Genomic DNA, 16,999 nt, shown 5'->3' with positions numbered 1-16,999 from the left:
ATGGGCCGCGTCGGCGCTCAAGGCCATATTCGCCATGGAATCCCGGGAATCCGCGTTGGAGAAGGCCGAATGCGTGGCCGCGCAGATGGAATCCACGGGATTGAAGGCCGCGGCCTCATGCCTGCGGGAGGGCGTCGGCGAGGCGACCACCTACCTGCTCGACGAGTATCCCGTCGAGCACCGGCGGCGGATCCGCACGAACAACATGATCGAACGGCTCAACCGGGAGATCCGCCGCAGGACGCGCGTGGTCGGCTCGTTCCCCGACGGCAGGAGCGCGCTCATGCTCGTCTGCGCGCGCATCCGATACGTCACCGCCAACCAATGGTCCACGCGCCGCTACCTGGACATGTCCCGGCTCGGTGACACCATGCAGACAACCGACTGAAACCGACCCGGCAACGGGCCAGACCGCTTTTGCGCAAGACTTCGGGCACAACCGACCCCGAAACATGCGCCGCATTCGTATACTGCGCCATCATATACTGATGCAATGAGCAGCGGGCCGAAACCAGTCATGGGGTTCCGGCCCGCTGTCGTCATATCGGTGGCGTCAGACCTTTCTGACCCAATAGTTGCCCGATGTCCTCGAGAGATTTGGGTTGTAGTACGGATCGTTATCAATCAAATCCGTATATCTGGCGTAGAGCTTCTTCGCCTCGGTCTGCAACCGGGCCTTCTTCCGCTCGTTTTTGACGTCGTAGCCACGGGTCACCGATTCGAAATGGTAAAGTTCCGCCTCGTGAGCCCACACGATGTCACGACCGAGCCTGCCGATGCGAATGCATAGATCGACATCGTTATAGGCCACCGCGAGATCCTCGTCGAATCCGTCGACCGCACGGAAATCCTCGGCCTTGACCATGCAGCACGCTGCGGTCACGGCCGAATAGTTCACGTTCTCTATCAGCCTGCCGAAATACCCGAAATCACCCCGAGGGAACCCGACCTGGATATGCCCGGCCACCCCCGTCAGTCCGAGCACGATGCCGGCATGCTGGATGGTATTGTCCGGGTAGTACAGCTTCGCCCCGACTACACCCACACGTTCAAGCTGGCAGAACGACACCATCGTGCGCATCCAATCCGGCATGATGACTTCGGTATCATCGTTCATGAACAGCAGATACCGGCCTTGGGCCTTTTGCGCGGCGAGATTGTTGATGCGCGAGAAATTGAAGGGGATATCGATCTCCTCCACATGGAAACGGTCACCTAACCGTTCACGGTACCGGTCGTACAGATCAAACATCTTCTCATTGGTGCTGCCGTTATCCGCGATGATGATCTCGTAATTCTCATACGTGGTCTTCTCAATAATGGAATTCAGGCATCGCTCGATATTATCGTACCCGTTTTTCGTCGGGATAATGACCGAAACCAATGCCGGTTCGGCGATGTCATATTCCACGTCATAAATGCCGTTGGGCCCCTCCAGATGCACCTCCGCGGGAATGCCGCGCCGATCCATCGCGGACCGCAGGGCGCGAAGGCCTGCATCGGAGGTGTAGCTCTTTGCATTGCCGCTGGATGCGGTCGACGTGGCCAGCGTCCGCCAGTGATACAGCACCTTTGGAATGTGGCAGATCCGATCACGCGTAGTATGTTCAACGAAACGCAGCACCAGATCATAATCCTGCGACCCCTCGTAACCTACGCGCAGTCCACCAATCTCATCGACGATCGATTTGCGGTATACGCCGAAATGACTGATGTAGTTCGTGCTTAGCAGCAGATCCGGCGAATAGTCCGGCTTGAAATGTGGGCTGAAGCGCTTCCCCTGCTCGTCGATCTTGTCCTCGTCCGTATAGATCAAATCGAGGCCATTATCAGCATTCAACACTTTAACGACCTCATACAAGGCATGCGGAGGCAGTTCATCGTCGTTGTCCAGCAATCCGATGAATTCGCCGACTGCGATTTCAAGAGCCGAATTCGTCGCACGCGAGATGTGCCCGTTCTTTTCACGGAACACCACCTTGATACGCGAATCCTGCGCAACCAGTTCCTCAAGTGTGGCGCGCACCCTCGGATCGGTCGAGCAATCGTCCGCCAGGCAAAGCTCCCAGTTCGGATAGAACTGCTGTCGTACGGATTCCACGCAGCGACGCAGCCAACGAGGTTCGACGTTGTATACGGGAACCAACAGCGAAATCAATGGCTTGTACTGCATATCCGCTATTTCCCGGGCGATGGCATCGGCATCGAAACGTTCGGTTTTCGCAACAAGCCTGCGGTAGCGAATCGTCTGCCAACGCCCCTTCATGAAACGGTCCTTCAAACGGAAGAACGTGCTTCTCGGATAACGCAACACACGCGCTTTCCCCATGGCATCCGACAGTCTGCGCCCCATCCTGGTCGAGGACACGTGGACCTTGGCGATTTTCCTGTCAGTCGCAGTGACCATGCGGAATTTCAACGTATGATCGCCGGATTCCATCACGGTATCATCCACGGAGACGAAGACCACGAACCCGTACATCCTGTCTCCCGGCAGATTGAACCGGGCGTTGACATCCGGGCGCAACGTCCGTTCGAGAGAGTCCAAATGTGCCCAACCGTTTTTGACCAAGGACAATTCCGGCACATCTCTGCTGTGCAGATCCGCCGCCCAGCCGATGATTCGGTATTGTCTCGAACCATCCTCCCAATCCACGGAATCGATGGAGTACGCAAGTCCCGGCTGTTCCTGCTGTGCATAGGGGAAGGCGGCGGCGGCATACGGATCCGTCAGTCCCAGGTGCTGCGAGACATAATCGACGATGTCCGCCTTGTCGAGGGCGATCGGATTGGCCTTGATATCGACGAAAGCCGAATACGGCTGCCATACCACACGCTTCTTCAGCTGGGCACGTTCCCTGACGCATATGTCCACACCCCGCATGCCCGCGGGCAGGGTCTTGTCCGGACCGTGCAGTTTCCGGTAGTCCTCCAGCGGGATCAGCATGCAGTCCTCAGTGACCGCGAACATCTCACGTGGCAGAATATCACGGAAATAATATCCGATTCCTTCATCCCATTTTCCGCGCATCTCGAACGGCTGCGACGTCCGCATCGCCCGAAGCGTGAGTCCTGCGTTTAATACGCGGTCGTTCCTGTCGAAAGTCTTGCCGCCGACGATGCCGACTCCGGGGAACCGACCGTAGTTCACCATTTCCCGAAGCCAGTCGGAGGCCTGCGGCATCAACCCGTCCAACAACATCACATACTCGGTATCCACACGTTCCGAGTCAAAGGACGACGACCGGATGAATTCGGCACATGGATAATCCGTCATCCGACGCAGGTGATCAAGCTGCTCGTCCGTATACGAACTCACGACCACAGTCACTTTTGGCTGGTCGAACCGGCAGTCGATCTTGTAAGTGCCGTAATTATCCAGCATCGTCACGACCGCATCGATCCCCCGACGGCGCATCGCATCCTCGAGAGCCCTTTGTCCCGCTGTGTAGGCATACATCTTACTGCGGGGATCCCCCGCTACTGAACTGTCAAGCGTACGCCAGTGATACAGAATCTGCGGGATATGATGCACGCAACGCGCCTGCTCCGTCGCACGCAATACGAAATCGTAATCCTGGCTTCCGTCATACTCGGCGCGCAGATAACCAACCTTATCAAGCAGTCCACGACTCACCACGACGAAATGCGTGATGTAGTTGTGTCCGAGCAACAGCATCGGAGAAAACCCGGGTTTGAAGAACGGATCGAACCGCACACCCTGTTCGTTGATCTTGTCCTCATCGGTGTAGATGAAATCAATATCGGGACGCTTGTTCACCGCGCGAACGACCTCGAACAACGCCTGGGGCGGAAGCTCGTCATCATTGTCCATGAAACCAACGTATTCGCCACAGGCCAGTTCAATGGCGGAATTGGTCGCCTTCGCGATACGCCCGTTCTCGGTCCGGAACACCACCTTGATTCGCGGATCCTCACGGGCGAGTTCCTCCAGCAACGGCTTGATATGCGGCGCCGGCGAACAGTCATCGGCCAGACACAGTTCCCAGTTCGGATACCATTGGTCCTTCATGCTCTGCACCAGACGGCGAAGCCATTGCTCCTCGACGTTGTACACGGGAGTGACGATCGAAATCAACGGACGCCTGGCGAAACCGCGTTGCAGCGCCTCCGCGTCACGACGATTCATCGTCTCATGCCGTTTGATCCACATGTTATAGCCGGGATCACCCGTAACCACCCTGCGACGAACGACATCCGCCACCGCGCGGAACCCCGAAGGATGCCATACGTTCAATGCATACGACGTCCAACGACGGGCACGGGTTTTCATCCCCTGCATCCGCAACATACGGCGCACGTTCGCGACGTCAATGTTTTTCTCGACCGACGTTCCCGGACCGCTGAGCCTTAGCGTGATCCGCCGGTCCTGCGAGGCCGTTTCGATCCTGAAACCCGCAGGCTCATGATGATCAAGCTCGAAGACGTCAGCCACGTCGCCGCGTTCCGTCTGCTTCACCGTCACATGGGGGTCCTCGACCGTCACAGTCATCGCGGTCTTCCGGAATTTATCGACGGCCCACCCGCGAATCACCGCCACCGTCGTCGAGACGCTGGTGCGTTTCGTTTCAACGGACTCGATGAACGCGCTGTAGTTCGTATCGTCTATAAGCTTGTACATGGGTCTACTCTCTCGATTCGCGGTTCGGTCAGTGGTCCATAACGCAGGTGGAATGAGGCACCGTCAACGGACTGGCGGCGACGGCGTGTCCGACAAGATGGAAGCTGTAGGCGCGCTGGGCGATGAGGTAACGGTCGTTGCCATCATCAAAGGCAACGTCGATATGGTAGTCACCAAACGCAAGCACATTCTGCACATGGAACGTCAGACGGTGTTTGCCCTTGGTGATAATGAACGGCTTCTCGCCCTGGTTCGGCAGCGAGAACGCCATCCAACCGCGACCATCTACGACATCGATATGAATCTGATCCGAACGCAGATCTCGTTTGCAATCCAGGTCGACGACGATGTCGAAATCCTCGTACTGGTCGAGATACTGCTGCTCGGCACCGTCGACCTGAATCTCGATGCCATCGAGCGTAGCGTCATGACCGTAACCTTTGGTGCCGCTCCCCACGGTCGCAGTGGTACCGAGGAATGAATTCGAATAGGCATCGGCGATCAGGTCGGGATCGCCGATCTGGGCGATCCGGCCGTCCTGGATGAACATGGCGCGATTGCAGTACCGACGGACATCCGCCATCGAGTGGGTCACCAGGATGATCGTCTTCTTCTTGCGTTTCGCTTCGAAGAAATAATCCTGGCATTTCTTCTGAAATGCCTCGTCACCGACGGCAAGCACCTCATCGAGCACCAGGATGTCGCCTTGTGATTTGATGGCCACGGAAAACGCCAGACGCACCTGCATGCCGCTCGAATAGTTTTTGAGCTTCTGTTCCATGAAATCGCCGAGCTCCGCGAATTCGACGATGTCGTCATACATCGCGTCGATCTCATCGTTGGAGAAGCCCAGCATCGCGCCGTTGAGATAGACGTTCTCACGGCCGGTGAGCTCCGGGTTGAATCCGACGCCAAGCTCGATGAACGGCACCAGCTTGCCCACGGTCTGCACCGTCCCGGTATCCGCCGCGTAGATGCCCGAGATGATCTTCAGCAGCGTAGACTTGCCGGAACCGTTCTTTCCCACGATGCCGAAGAAATCGCCCTTATGCACATCGAAGGTGATCCCCTCGAGAACCTGCTGAATGCGGTATCCCCGTATGCCACGCGCCCAGTTGACCAAGGCGTTTTTCAGACTGCCCGCGCGTTCGGTCGGCAGTTTGAAGCTTTTGGAGACGTCAGTGACCCTCAAAGCCACGTCTTCCGGCAGCTGCATTTCCTTGTTCATCATCGTGCCGCTCCCCTCACACTAATTCCGCAAACGACTTCGACTTGGCTGTATAGAACTTCAATCCGCCCAGGAAAATCAGGAACGAAAGAATCACCGGTATGACCGCGATATACGGCGGCCAGTTCTCCCATACCGTCACGTTTTCGGGAGCGATGAGCACATGACGGGCATCCTGCACGATCTGTGCCGCGGGATTCAGCAGCAACTGCAGCCTGGCGATGAACTCGCCGGCGTTCGTGACCACGAGAGATACCGGATAGATGATCGGCGTGGCGTAGAAACCCGCTTGCATCACGACTTCCCAAATCGGACTGAGGTCACGGAAATACACGTACGCCGCTCCCAGAAAAAAGGCAACGCCCAAGGCAAGAAAGAACAGCTCGATGAAAATCGGTATGATCAGCAGCGCCGACCATGTGAAGTGCACGCCGTTGGCCAGTGCGAACAGCATCACAACGACGAAGCTTATGCCGAGATTGATCAGCGCGCTCGTGGCGGCGGACACGACGACGATGTATTTCGAAAACTTGATCTTGCGCAGCAGGTCGCCGTGACCGACCACGGCGTTCAGTCCCCCAGAGGTCGTCTCCGAGAAAAAGTTCCACATGACGATGCCCAACAGCAGACCGACGGAAAAGTGGGGCACGCTGTCGCCGAAGCGCAGGAAGTGGATGAAGACCACATACATGACGCCAAACAGCATCAGCGGCTTGAGCACTGACCACAAGTATCCCAGCATCGACTGCTTGTACCGCAATTTGAAGTCCGAAGACACCATGGCCTTCAGCAACAGCCAGTTCTTATGGGAAAAAATCTCCAGTATGCTCACTCTGTCCGCTCCTTCGACCCGCAATGTTCATCGCCGGTACCGATACTGTACCAAACCGTCGGCCCACACCGACGGCTCCCACGACCGATTCGCGCGTTTGCCGTCAATCTTCATAACGGGGACCGGCGATGATCTTGTTGTCGGCGACATCCTTGAGATGCTTGCCATAGGGGCTCTTGCCGTACTTCTCCGCTGATTTGAGGAGCTGTTCCCGGTCGATCCACCCGTTCTCGTACGCAATCTCTTCAGCCACGGCGATTGGCAAACCTTGTGCCCTCTGCACGGTGCGAACGAACTCCCCCGCTTCGAACAGCGAATCCATCGTGCCGGTATCCAGCCAGGCATAACCGCGCCCCAACGTGCGCACGCTCAGCGTGCCGTCCTCCAGATACATACGATTCAGATCGGTGATCTCCAGCTCGCCACGCGCCGACGGCCGCACCTTCTTCGCATATTCGACCACACGGGAGTCGTAGAAATACAAGCCGGTCACCGCATAATTCGACTTCGGCACGGCAGGCTTCTCCTCGATGCTCACTGCCCTGTGATTCGCATCGAATTCCACCACGCCGTACCGCTCCGGATCATCCACGTAATAGCCGAACACCGTGGCGACGCCCTCTTCGGCCTTCTTCACGGCACCGCGCAACGTACGGGTCAGCCCGTTGCCGTAGAAGATGTTGTCACCCAGCACCAACGCGCACGGCTCCCCCGCGATGAACTCCTCTCCCAACAAAAAGGCCTGTGCCAAGCCATCCGGGCTCGGCTGCACCTTATAGGAGAACCGGACGCCGTACTGCGAACCGTCGCCCAACAAACGTTCGAAATTCGGCAGATCATGCGGCGTGGAAATGATCAGGATGTTACGGATTCCCGCCATCATCATCACGCTCAGCGGATAGTAGATCATCGGTTTGTCATACACAGGAAGCAACTGTTTCGACGTCACCGTCGTCAACGGATATAACCGTGTACCCGAACCACCGGCGAGAATGATGCCCTTCATGAAGAACCTGCTTTCGTTGTTGGTGTCCTGTCTCAAGGATAATCAGAGGGAAGGAGGGACGGAAACCGCCCGGACGAGGATGGCCCTTTTATCGCAAACCCTCTACAACTTTTCTTCTTCGACAAAGTAATTCGGGCGGTTCTTCGTCTGCACGAACACACGTCCGAGATATTCGCCGATTATGCCCAATCCGATCAATTGGATTCCGCCCAGCACAAGGACGATGATCAGCAATGACGCATATCCGGGAACATCGATGCCCCAGACCAAGGTCCTGACGAAGACCACCAACGCATAGACCACCGCGCATAGCGAAATCACACCGCCGATGAGCGTCATCACGCGCAACGGCGCCACCGTGAACGAGGTGATGCCATCCAGTGCCAGTTTGACCAGCTGTATGTAGTTCCACTTTGTTTTGCCGGCGGCCCTTGCGTCGCGGTCATAGATGAACTCGATCTTCTTGAATCCGATCCAGCTGAACAAGGCCTTGGAATTACGATCGGTCTCGCGAAGCCGTTTCAACGCCTCGACGCATTTTCTGTCCAGAAGGCGAAAATCGCCGGTATCCCGCTGAATGTCGATATTCGTAACTTTCTGCAACAGGGAATAATATAAATGCGATGTGACCTTTTTCAGCCAACTCTCCCCTTTTCTGGAACGCCGTCGGGCATAGACATCCTCGTATCCGGACAACCACAGATCGGCCATCTCCGGAATGAGCTCCGGCGGATCCTGCAAATCAGCATCGATGATGACCAAGGCATCGGCGTCCACGATATCGATGCCCGCAAGCATCGCAGTCTCCTTGCCGAAATTACGCGACAGGAACACGTATTTTACATCATCTCGGCCGACCGCATAGCCACGAATCAGATCACGGGTCCCGTCCTTCGAACCGTCGTCGACGAACAGGAACGCCAACCGATACGGCTTCCCCTGCTCGCCCACCGCAACGGCAAGCGAGTCCAACCGTTCGAACAGCAGAGGAAGCACCGATTCCTCGTTATAGCAGGGAACCAGCACCTCGATGGTTTTCAGCCGATCTATATCAGCCCCGTCCACAGCACACCCTCCCATCCCTGCTCATTCACAGTCGTGACGAAAAAAGTCCACGCCAACGCTAACATACCATATTACCGCCAGCAGAAGCACGATCTTCGGTATCATCCCACGAAACTCATAGACCTTGCCGATGCCAGCAACGATGCCGATCACCAATGGGACGAGCAAATAGATGATGTACCGTCCCTGCGGCTGATAATCCGTGTTGAGATTGTAATACATGTACAGGCACAGCGTAATCGCCGATGCGGCCAGCACCGCAATCGCAACCGTGAGAAACTTCACGTTCCTGGCATAACGGGGAACCACAGACAGGAACAGCCCCGTGCCGATCAGCGTCCAAGTGATATACAGCAGGTACTTCGCATATGGCATCGTGACCGCCATGTATCCAAGATCGCCGATGAACGATTGGACGGTGTCCTGGACGAAATTGGATTCGAAGAACAATTCATCCACGGTGTCGCGCCACGGATGCTGCAGCACCTCCCCGCCCGCGGCGAGCCATTCCACATATCGCTCGTGGAATGTGGACATGCCGATCAGGTCGCCGTAGCGCACCACATTGACGGCGAAGAACGGCAGCACCACCACGGCGCAAACACCGGCAGCGACGGCGATCAACCGCACGCCTTTCACCATGTCGTCACGGTTCTGCAGAAGTGCCGTGGCAATGAACACGCAAATCGCAACCAACACGAATCCATACGCATTCCAGTACCCAAGCCCGGCCACGATCACGCCCAAGCTCAGCACCAGCGCGTTGCGGAGCCGCCATCCGTCCTTGACGCCCGAAACCATGGCATAGACCAACAACGTAACACCGCACATTGCGGCGATATCGTTATTCATATATGAGCTCAGAAAAGCGAACTGGGGCCACGCTCCCATCAAAGCCACGGCCAGGCACACCATCAGGCCACGGTTCCGGGCGCCACGAAACACGACGGAAACCGTTTCGCTAACGCAGAACAACGTCACCAACCCGAAAACGATGCTCGCCCCACGGCCCCACATGAAAATCATGCTCGCGGACATTCCAAGCATTTTGGCGATACTCATGAAAAATGCGCTCAGATACGCGGCAATGAACTGGGGATAAAACGCGTATGACCAATTGCCAATTCCGTAGATGGCACAACTGTCATAACCCGACGGTAGCCAATTGCCATTGATCATGCATCGGGGAATCAGCGATCGCATCATCTCGTCGGGACCGCCGTCGGTGGCGCCCAACCCGATTTTCCCGGCGATCCACATATAGAACGCTCCGCATAACGCCAGCAGACACCACCTCAACGCGCCATAACAGCGTTGCTCCGCAACATTCCCCGCAATGCGCCGGAACGCGGACCCACATGTCAGTAACCATCGCCGTGTGTTCACAAAGCCATCATACAGCACGCTTTCAGCGTGCATAGCTCCCGACGTGCCTCACGTTTTTTGAGCGCGAAATGTGTAGTGGTGCCTCATCGGGAATGAGCGCGAAACCGGGTCGGTCTGTTTGGCTGGTCTCATGGAAGACAGGATCGGCATGGCGACGAAGCATCAGATCACCCTGCGGTTCAGGGACGAGTACGCGAAGGCATCGAAGAAGGACAAGGGCGTCATCCTCGACCGCATGTGCGAGACGCTGGGGATAGGCAGGAGCACCGCCAGACGCAGGCTCGCCGCGGCCTCGCGCGAGGGATCCGCCGAGCGGCGGCGGGCCGAGCGGCCATGCCGGTATTCGGACCGGTCGAGGCAGCTGCTGCGGGAGGTGTGGATGTTGATGGACATGCCGTGCGGCAAGTATCTGAAGGCGATGCTGCCGCAGTGGCTGCCCGTGCTGCGCGCGTGCGGGGAGCTCGACGACTATGGCGGGGGACGTGTTCGACGAGCTCATGGCGATGAGCGCGGCCACGGTCGACCGGTACCTCAGACCGGTGCGCGACGCGGCCCGGCCCAGGGGATTGGCGTCCACGCGGCCGGCGGGCGAACTGCTGCGCAACTCGATCACGATCAGGAAGGCGTCCGACGAGCTGGACGGGCTTCCCGGCGACGTGGAGGCCGACACCGTCGCCCACTGTGGTCCCAGCCTCAGGGGCGAGTTCTGCCGCACTTTGACCGTGGTCGACTTCGCGACCGGGTGGACCGAGAACGCGTCCGCCCGCAACAACGCGTACCGCAACCTCTCCCTGGCCGAGGCCGTGATCGAGGAGCGTCTCCCGTTCCGTATCCGCTCCCACGGACGGCGACAACGGCAGCGAGTTCATCAACGCGGACTTCATCGCCCACCTCCAGGCCATCGACGTGGAACAGACCAGGAGCCGGCCGTACCGGAAGAACGACCAGGCCACCGCCGAATCCAGGAACAACCACGTCGTCAGACGCCACGCGTTCTATTACCGGTACGAGCCGCCCGAGCTCGACCTGCTGAACGAGCTGTGGGAGCTCGTCTCGATCAAGATGAACCTGTTCACCCCATCCAAGAAGCCCATCGGCAGATCCTGCACGCGCGACGGCAGGCCGCGGCGCGTCTACGACCGGCCCGCGACCCCGTGGGAGAGGCTCAAACGGCTCGACGAACGGGACCGCGCCGACGGCGGTGCCGGGTTCATCCTGCCCGGCCGGCGCGAACGGATTGAGACGATCCTCTCCGGGACCAACCCGGCCGAGCTCGTCCGACGAGTCCACGCCATCCAGGACCAACTCGAGGACATGGCACTGCCCCGCACACGCCGGCTCGAGAAAAGACTCGGCCCCGACATGGCATACTTGGACAGGACACTCGCACGCATCACGGGCGTCCAACCGGAAGACCACAACAACGACACACCAGCCGACACCGACTAGGATCTCGCGCCCACTTTTGGTGAGGCACCAGCCACAGTTTCGCGCTCACTTTCAAACGAGGCACCTCGCTCCAAGACATTCGACGCATCGTGTTCCCATCGTGTCCAATGAAGACCATATTCAGTGGCGTTTACGCATCTAACGTAGGCTCATGGCAAAAGTCTGGATTGATGATCTCTGGTTGAAAGACGACAATGGAATACCCCCGTCATCGTTGGCGAAACGTTCGCTCGCCGCGTCGAGCGACCCCTTACGCGCCAAAGTCCCACAACGATGGCGCACTTCCCGTTATGGGCACGGCATGCGCTGGCGCTGCCGCTGGTACAGCGTGAAAGGCACGACACGCAAGCAACATTCAAAATCATTCGCCAAACTGACCGATGCCGAAGCCTTCCGAGCTTCGATGGAGGACGAAGTGCGTTGCGGGCGTTACGTCAATCCGAGCGACGCCAAACGTAAGTTCAAAGACGTCGCTGACATGTGGCTCAGATCCAAAAACAATGTCAGCGAGGGCGTTCGAGCCCGATACGAATGCGAGCTTCGCACGTATATAAACCCGAAATGGTCGAATGTACCCATCGGAGCCATCCGTCATGACGATATCGCGCGTTGGGTCACTGAGCTCTCGACCGGAAACTATCCCGCGAAGCTGCACTGGAAACACAATCCCAAGCCGCTTTCGCCGCGCAGTATCAAAAGCATAGTCAAGGTGGTATTCGCAGGGGTGCTTGATTACGCAGTCAAAGTGAGATACCTCATGGAAAATCCAGCGCGCGACGTAGAAATCCCCAAACCGGAATACAAAGACCTCGTTTTCCTTGACATCCGTGAAATCGAAGCTCTGGCGGACGCGGCAGAACGGGTCGGGAGACCCGTAGACGGCACCATCATAAGATTTCAGAGCTATGTAGGTACCAGAATCAATGAAACGTTCGCCTTACAGGTAGGTGATATTGACTTCGAGAAAAGACAGATACGCGTACGGCGCACATGGAAGAACAGTGCCAAGGCGCAGCGACTGGGCCCACCCAAATCCGGCAGACCAAGGACGGTGGCATTCCCGAAATTCCTGGCCCAGCCGCTACGCGAGCTCGTCAAAGAACAGCCTGAGACAGCTTACGTGTTCCGAGCCGTCAAAGGAGGACATATCAACGATCACAACTGGCGTCGACGAATTTGGCGGAAAGCCGTGCAACTCGCCGGACTCGAAGATATCGAGGGGCTGACACCGCACAGCCTGCGGCATTCTTATGCCGCCATCGCGATAACAGCAGGAGCCGATGTAAAAATCCTTCAGCGTCAAATGGGTCACACATCGGCCAGTCTCACGCTGGACATCTACGGATTCTTGTTCCCGGAACGTCTCGGGCAAGTGGCGGACGTCATCGATGCCGAACGAACCACAGCCATCGTGTCCAAGCGTGACTGATCAATTGATCAGTACCATGCAATCTGGTTATTTCCAAAGTGTTTTTCCCGCAGAACCTATGTCCCTAGAAGAAAGGTTCCTGACAATGACAGGAAACAACAAGATTTGGCGTGCGCCGATCGCCGGTCTCGCCTCGGTCGCCATGCTCGCGACCGTGGGTGTGAGCGCCCTGACGGCCAACGCCGCTGATGTGGAGTTCACCTTTGAAGGTAACGGTTTGACCTTCAATAACGGCAAGAGCGAGTTCACGGTAGAAGACAGCAACGATAACGGTAAGCTCGATTCGAGCGAGATTCAGCTGGCTACTAGTGCTCTGGAAGGTTCTCACGCCGCGTTCACCGGTTGGTACACGACTGATCAGTATGGTGCCCCCGATACGGCCGTTCAGCCGGGCGTGACGACGAACACCACCGTTTACGCGCATTGGTCCGAGACCCGGTATCAGGTGACGTTTGATGGTGATGGTGTCACGCTGTCCGACAATGACCCCGTGACGCTGGCTTACAGGGATGATGTCCTGGATCAGGTCGCTTCTTGGCAGGTTCCGACTGACTATGCCTATGATGATGACCACATGCTGACTGGCTGGACCTCGGTCCAGACCGGTGCTGCCGTGAAGCCGGACGATGATCTGTCGGGCATTCTCCCCAAGACGGGCACTACGATTGCGCTGAAGGCCGCTTGGAAGGAGTCGACGTATGTTACGTTCAGGGCTCATGACCTGTGGGGTGAGACTGAACGTCACGTTGAGCTGAACGGCAAGACCGACGATGTCAATATCGAGACCCCGCTGAACGAACCGTTCCAGGGCACCGTCCCGACGGCCGCGTTTGTGTACGCCGACAAGACCGTTGCCGCCACGCAGTTCGTGAAGGATAAGGACAAGAAGGTCGTGTTCAACGCTTCTGACGTTGTGACCGAGAATTCGAATACGGTGTGGTGTCCTGCGACGCCGGGTGCCGAGTCCTATACCGTGACGTTCACCACTGGTAACGCTGAGGCTGGTTATTCCGACGCTCCTGAGACTCAGATGGTCGAGAAGGGCAACAAGGTTTCGAAGCCCGCCGATCCGACTCTGAAGGATAGCGACAGCTACAAGTATGAGTTCGCGGGTTGGTATGACACCACCAGTGGCAAAGAGTATGATTTCAACACTCCGGTTTCCGGCAACCTGAATCTGCAGGCCTACTTCAAGGTGTCCGAGATGAAGGTCACCTTCGATCCCGTTTCCGCCGGTTCCAAGGTCATCGAGCAGTGGTATGGCGACGGCGACGCGTTTAAGGCTCCTGCCGCTCCGGAGCGTGATGGGTATGTCTTCGCTGGTTGGATGGCCCCCACTGATGGCACCAAGCTCACGCTCGAGTCCGAGCCTGAAAATGCTCCGCAAGGTCAGCTGACCTATATTGTGTCTGATGGTGAGGATGGGGTATTGTCTGCTACTCTGGGCCCGCTCTACGAGGCGCTGTGGACCCCGGAGCCCGAAGCCGGGGAGAAGCTGGGTACCCTCGAGGGTTATGTCGATGTGAACTTGGACCCGGAGACGCAGGACCTCTACACCGCTGCTTCCTATGAGCAGTATGTGGCGGACTTCCAGGATTATCTGGCTAAGAAGGCTGAGCTCGCTAAGGGTGGTTACACCAAGGCTGAGTATTCCGAAATGCTGCAGATGCTGAATGGCATCCAGTCCAAGCTGGTTGAGGTCGGCGACACCGACCTCTACCGTGTGTACAACCCGAACAACGGTGATCACTACTTCACCACTGACACGGGTGAGTATAAGGCTCTGGTCGCCATGGGATGGCAGGCTGAAGGCGCGCCGTACAAGGTGGTGCTCAACCGTGTCACCAAGTTCGGCACTCCGATTTACAGCGCCTACAACCCGAACACCGGTGAGCATCTGCTGACCGAGAAGGGCGAGGCCGAGGCTCTGGCTCAGGTCGGCTGGGTGAAAGAGGGCATCAAGTTCTACACGGTCCAGAATGGTTCCGAGTCCGTGGTTCGTGTGTACAACCCGAACACGAACGGCCCGGCCCACCTGTACACCGATGCGTCCGAGGCCAACGGCCTGGCCAAGATCGGCTGGAGCATCGACAACAACGGCGCCCCGGTCTTCACGCTCGACTGAACCCTGATACCGATGCGACGTTAACGGTTGAATAAATCGAGGACTCCCCCTTGTGGGGGAGTCCTTTTTGCTGTCTACATTTCATGCAATTTCGGCCGATATGTTGTAATTCGCTGTGTGTTCACAGCTTTTCTGCAAGTGTTATCGACGGAAACGCGGGCCTGAAAGCAGGTTGATCGGAAACCTTTCTCTCTTGGAACATCGTAATTGCAGATGACTATGCAAAACCATATACTTTGAGTATTTTTGGGCCTTTCGCTGTTTGGTGTGGGTGAGTGGGTCGGGGGGTGGTGGTGCTGGTCGGGTAGTTTGGGGGTATGGATACCACGTCGTTGTTCACCGCCGCCCTGCAACTGCCTGACCCGTGGAGGGTGTCGGGCGTGGAGTTCCGTGACGAGGAGGACGGCAGACGGGAACTGCATATCGCGATCGGGTTCGCGGCGGGTTCGCGGTTCCCCTGCCCGGAACCGGGGTGCGGCGAGGCCGCGTGTCCGGTGCATGACGCGAGGGAGCGCGTGTGGCGGCATCTGAACTTCTTCCAGTACAAGGCGTTCATTCACGCGGGCGTGCCGCGCGTGACGTGCCCCGCCCACGGCGTGCACGCGGTCCCGGTGCCGTGGGCGAGGACGGGAAGCGGGTTCACGCTCCTGTTCGAGGCGATGGTCGTGGAGCTGGCCAAAAGCCAGCCGGTCGCGGACATCGCCGAGCAGGTCGGCGAACATGACACCCGCCTGTGGCGGTTCATCCGCCATTACGTGGACGAGGCGAGGCTTTACGAGGACTACACGGGCGTGGAGGCCATAGGCATCGACGAGACCAGCCGGAAGGGCCACCGGTGCATCACCGTGGTCGCCGACCTGGTGGAGCGCAACGTAATCTGCGTGGTCCCGGGCAAGGACTCGACCACGATCAAACGGTTCGCGCGGGATTTCATGGACCACAACGGCGATCCCGACCGGGTGCGTCTGGTTACCTGCGACATGAGCCTGGGGTTCGCCAAGGGCATCCGCGAGCGGCTGCCCAACGCGGCGAGAATCATCGACAAGTTCCACGTGATCAAACACGCCAACGAGGCCGTCGACAAGGTCCGCAAACAGGAGGCCCGCGGCAACGCGCTGCTCAGGCGGACCAAGTACCTGTGGTTGAGGAACGAATCGAACCTGACCGGCCTGCAATTGGAAACCAAGCGCAGCCTGCAACGGCAACGATTGAAAACCGGACGCGCCTGTCAGATGCGCGAGACCCTCCGGGACATCTACGACACCAGCGCCGATCGAGCCGAGGCCGAGACGGCCCTCAAGCGTCTGTGCTCGTGGATGACGCGCTCCCGACTCGAACCCATGAAAGAGTTCGCCCGCCAGATACGCCGCCACTGGCGGGACATCCTCGCCTACTTCGACCACCCCTACACCAACGCGATCCTCGAAGGACTCAACAGCGTCATCCAGAACGTCAAGACCCGAGCCCGCGGATTCAAGAACATGGACTACTTCAGCACCATGATCTACCTGACCTGCGGCAAACTCGACCTCAGCACCGTCACCACCTGACAGACCCACCCACACCAAACAGCGAAAGGCCTATTTTTGCTCAGTGATTGAGCAAAAATACTCAATGATATTGATACGACGACTGCAATAGCAACATACAGCCATATGAACGTTCTTTGGTATCCCGGTTTTTCGTATTACAGTGCCTCGACGTTTCATCTATTTCGTGATCGGCCTCGATAAACAGATAAAGCCACAGTCGTCAGATAGTCACTGCAGAGCATCTTGCTGCTGTAAAGGTTCGCACAGGCCTCACAGAATATGGCACTGCCGTGTGCATGGCTGCG

General features: G+C 57.6%; 12 protein-coding genes. 5 read left to right on the top strand and 7 right to left on the bottom strand.

The genetic code is table 11. The features are described 5' to 3' along the window. A partial coding sequence (locus tag BIGA_RS08775; RefSeq protein WP_034259935.1) for a transposase occupies positions 1–388 on the top strand: 388 nt, incomplete at its 5' end. Positions 389–553: 165 nt separating this feature from the next. Here BIGA_RS08775 and BIGA_RS09380 read toward each other — a convergent pair. The 7 genes from BIGA_RS09380 to BIGA_RS09970 form a co-directional block, all read right to left on the bottom strand. Beyond that, positions 554–4,642: a glycosyltransferase family 2 protein gene (locus BIGA_RS09380; RefSeq protein WP_081929637.1), complete on the bottom strand. Its 4,089-nt coding sequence runs from the start codon at positions 4,640–4,642 to the stop codon at positions 554–556. A 28-nt stretch (positions 4,643–4,670) separates the two neighbouring features. Further along, complete coding sequence (locus BIGA_RS08765) at positions 4,671–5,870, bottom strand: ABC transporter ATP-binding protein (RefSeq protein WP_081929651.1); 1,200 nt, start codon at positions 5,868–5,870, stop codon at positions 4,671–4,673. A gap of 16 nt (positions 5,871–5,886) precedes the next feature. Further along, positions 5,887–6,702 carry an ABC transporter permease gene (locus tag BIGA_RS08760; RefSeq protein WP_033507914.1) on the bottom strand — a complete coding sequence of 272 codons (816 nt, stop codon included), beginning with the start codon at positions 6,700–6,702 and terminating at the stop codon, positions 5,887–5,889. A 103-nt stretch (positions 6,703–6,805) separates the two neighbouring features. Then, a complete protein-coding gene (gene rfbA / locus BIGA_RS08755) occupies positions 6,806–7,708 on the bottom strand; it encodes a glucose-1-phosphate thymidylyltransferase RfbA (RefSeq protein ID WP_033507915.1) in 903 nt (300 codons plus the stop codon). A 102-nt stretch (positions 7,709–7,810) separates the two neighbouring features. Further along, a complete protein-coding gene (locus tag BIGA_RS08750) occupies positions 7,811–8,773 on the bottom strand; it encodes a glycosyltransferase family 2 protein (RefSeq protein ID WP_237744103.1) in 963 nt (320 codons plus the stop codon). Between the two features lie 21 nt (positions 8,774–8,794). After that, complete coding sequence (locus BIGA_RS08745; RefSeq protein WP_156098680.1) at positions 8,795–10,192, bottom strand: glycosyltransferase family protein; 1,398 nt, start codon at positions 10,190–10,192, stop codon at positions 8,795–8,797. Between the two features lie 129 nt (positions 10,193–10,321). After that, positions 10,322–10,552: a hypothetical protein gene (locus tag BIGA_RS09970; protein WP_237744102.1), complete on the bottom strand. Its 231-nt coding sequence runs from the start codon at positions 10,550–10,552 to the stop codon at positions 10,322–10,324. 513 nt (positions 10,553–11,065) lie between these two features. On the opposite strand from BIGA_RS09970, the gene BIGA_RS09965 reads away from it, so the two are divergent. The 4 genes from BIGA_RS09965 to BIGA_RS08725 all read left to right on the top strand — a co-directional run bounded on the left by BIGA_RS09965 (position 11,066) and on the right by BIGA_RS08725 (position 16,712). Continuing rightward, positions 11,066–11,608, top strand: coding sequence for a hypothetical protein (locus BIGA_RS09965; RefSeq protein ID WP_237744101.1), 543 nt, complete (start codon positions 11,066–11,068; stop codon positions 11,606–11,608). Positions 11,609–11,759: 151 nt separating this feature from the next. Then, on the top strand, positions 11,760–13,037 hold the full coding sequence (locus BIGA_RS08735; RefSeq protein ID WP_081929633.1) for a tyrosine-type recombinase/integrase: 1,278 nt from the start codon (positions 11,760–11,762) through the stop codon (positions 13,035–13,037). Further along, positions 13,030–15,162 (top strand): InlB B-repeat-containing protein, encoded by a 2,133-nt coding sequence (locus BIGA_RS09065; protein WP_162175557.1) that lies wholly within the window; start codon positions 13,030–13,032, stop codon positions 15,160–15,162. Before BIGA_RS08735 ends, BIGA_RS09065 begins: the two co-directional genes overlap by 8 nt. Positions 15,163–15,479: 317 nt before the next feature. Beyond that, complete coding sequence (locus tag BIGA_RS08725; RefSeq protein ID WP_081929630.1) at positions 15,480–16,712, top strand: ISL3 family transposase; 1,233 nt, start codon at positions 15,480–15,482, stop codon at positions 16,710–16,712. The last annotated feature ends 287 nt before the right edge of the window (positions 16,713–16,999 follow it).

This window comes from Bifidobacterium pullorum subsp. gallinarum, assembly GCF_000741215.1.
GTDB lineage: Bacteria > Actinomycetota > Actinomycetes > Actinomycetales > Bifidobacteriaceae > Bifidobacterium > Bifidobacterium pullorum_B.
The sequence above is the reverse complement of the archived record's forward strand: the minus strand, read 5'-3'. Positions and strand labels throughout refer to the sequence as shown.

Coding starts and splice junctions, on each gene's coding strand:
- BIGA_RS09380 (WP_081929637.1), bottom strand. CDS start 4,642: ATGTACAAGCTTATAGACGATACGAACTACAGCGCGTTCATCGAGTCC.
- BIGA_RS08765 (WP_081929651.1), bottom strand. CDS start 5,870: ATGAACAAGGAAATGCAGCTGCCGGAAGACGTGGCTTTGAGGGTCACT.
- rfbA (WP_033507915.1), bottom strand. CDS start 7,708: ATGAAGGGCATCATTCTCGCCGGTGGTTCGGGTACACGGTTATATCCG.
- BIGA_RS08745 (WP_156098680.1), bottom strand. CDS start 10,192: ATGCACGCTGAAAGCGTGCTGTATGATGGCTTTGTGAACACACGGCGA.
- BIGA_RS09970 (WP_237744102.1), bottom strand. CDS start 10,552: ATGTCCATCAACATCCACACCTCCCGCAGCAGCTGCCTCGACCGGTCC.
- BIGA_RS08735 (WP_081929633.1), top strand. CDS start 11,760: ATGGCAAAAGTCTGGATTGATGATCTCTGGTTGAAAGACGACAATGGA.
- BIGA_RS08725 (WP_081929630.1), top strand. CDS start 15,480: ATGGATACCACGTCGTTGTTCACCGCCGCCCTGCAACTGCCTGACCCG.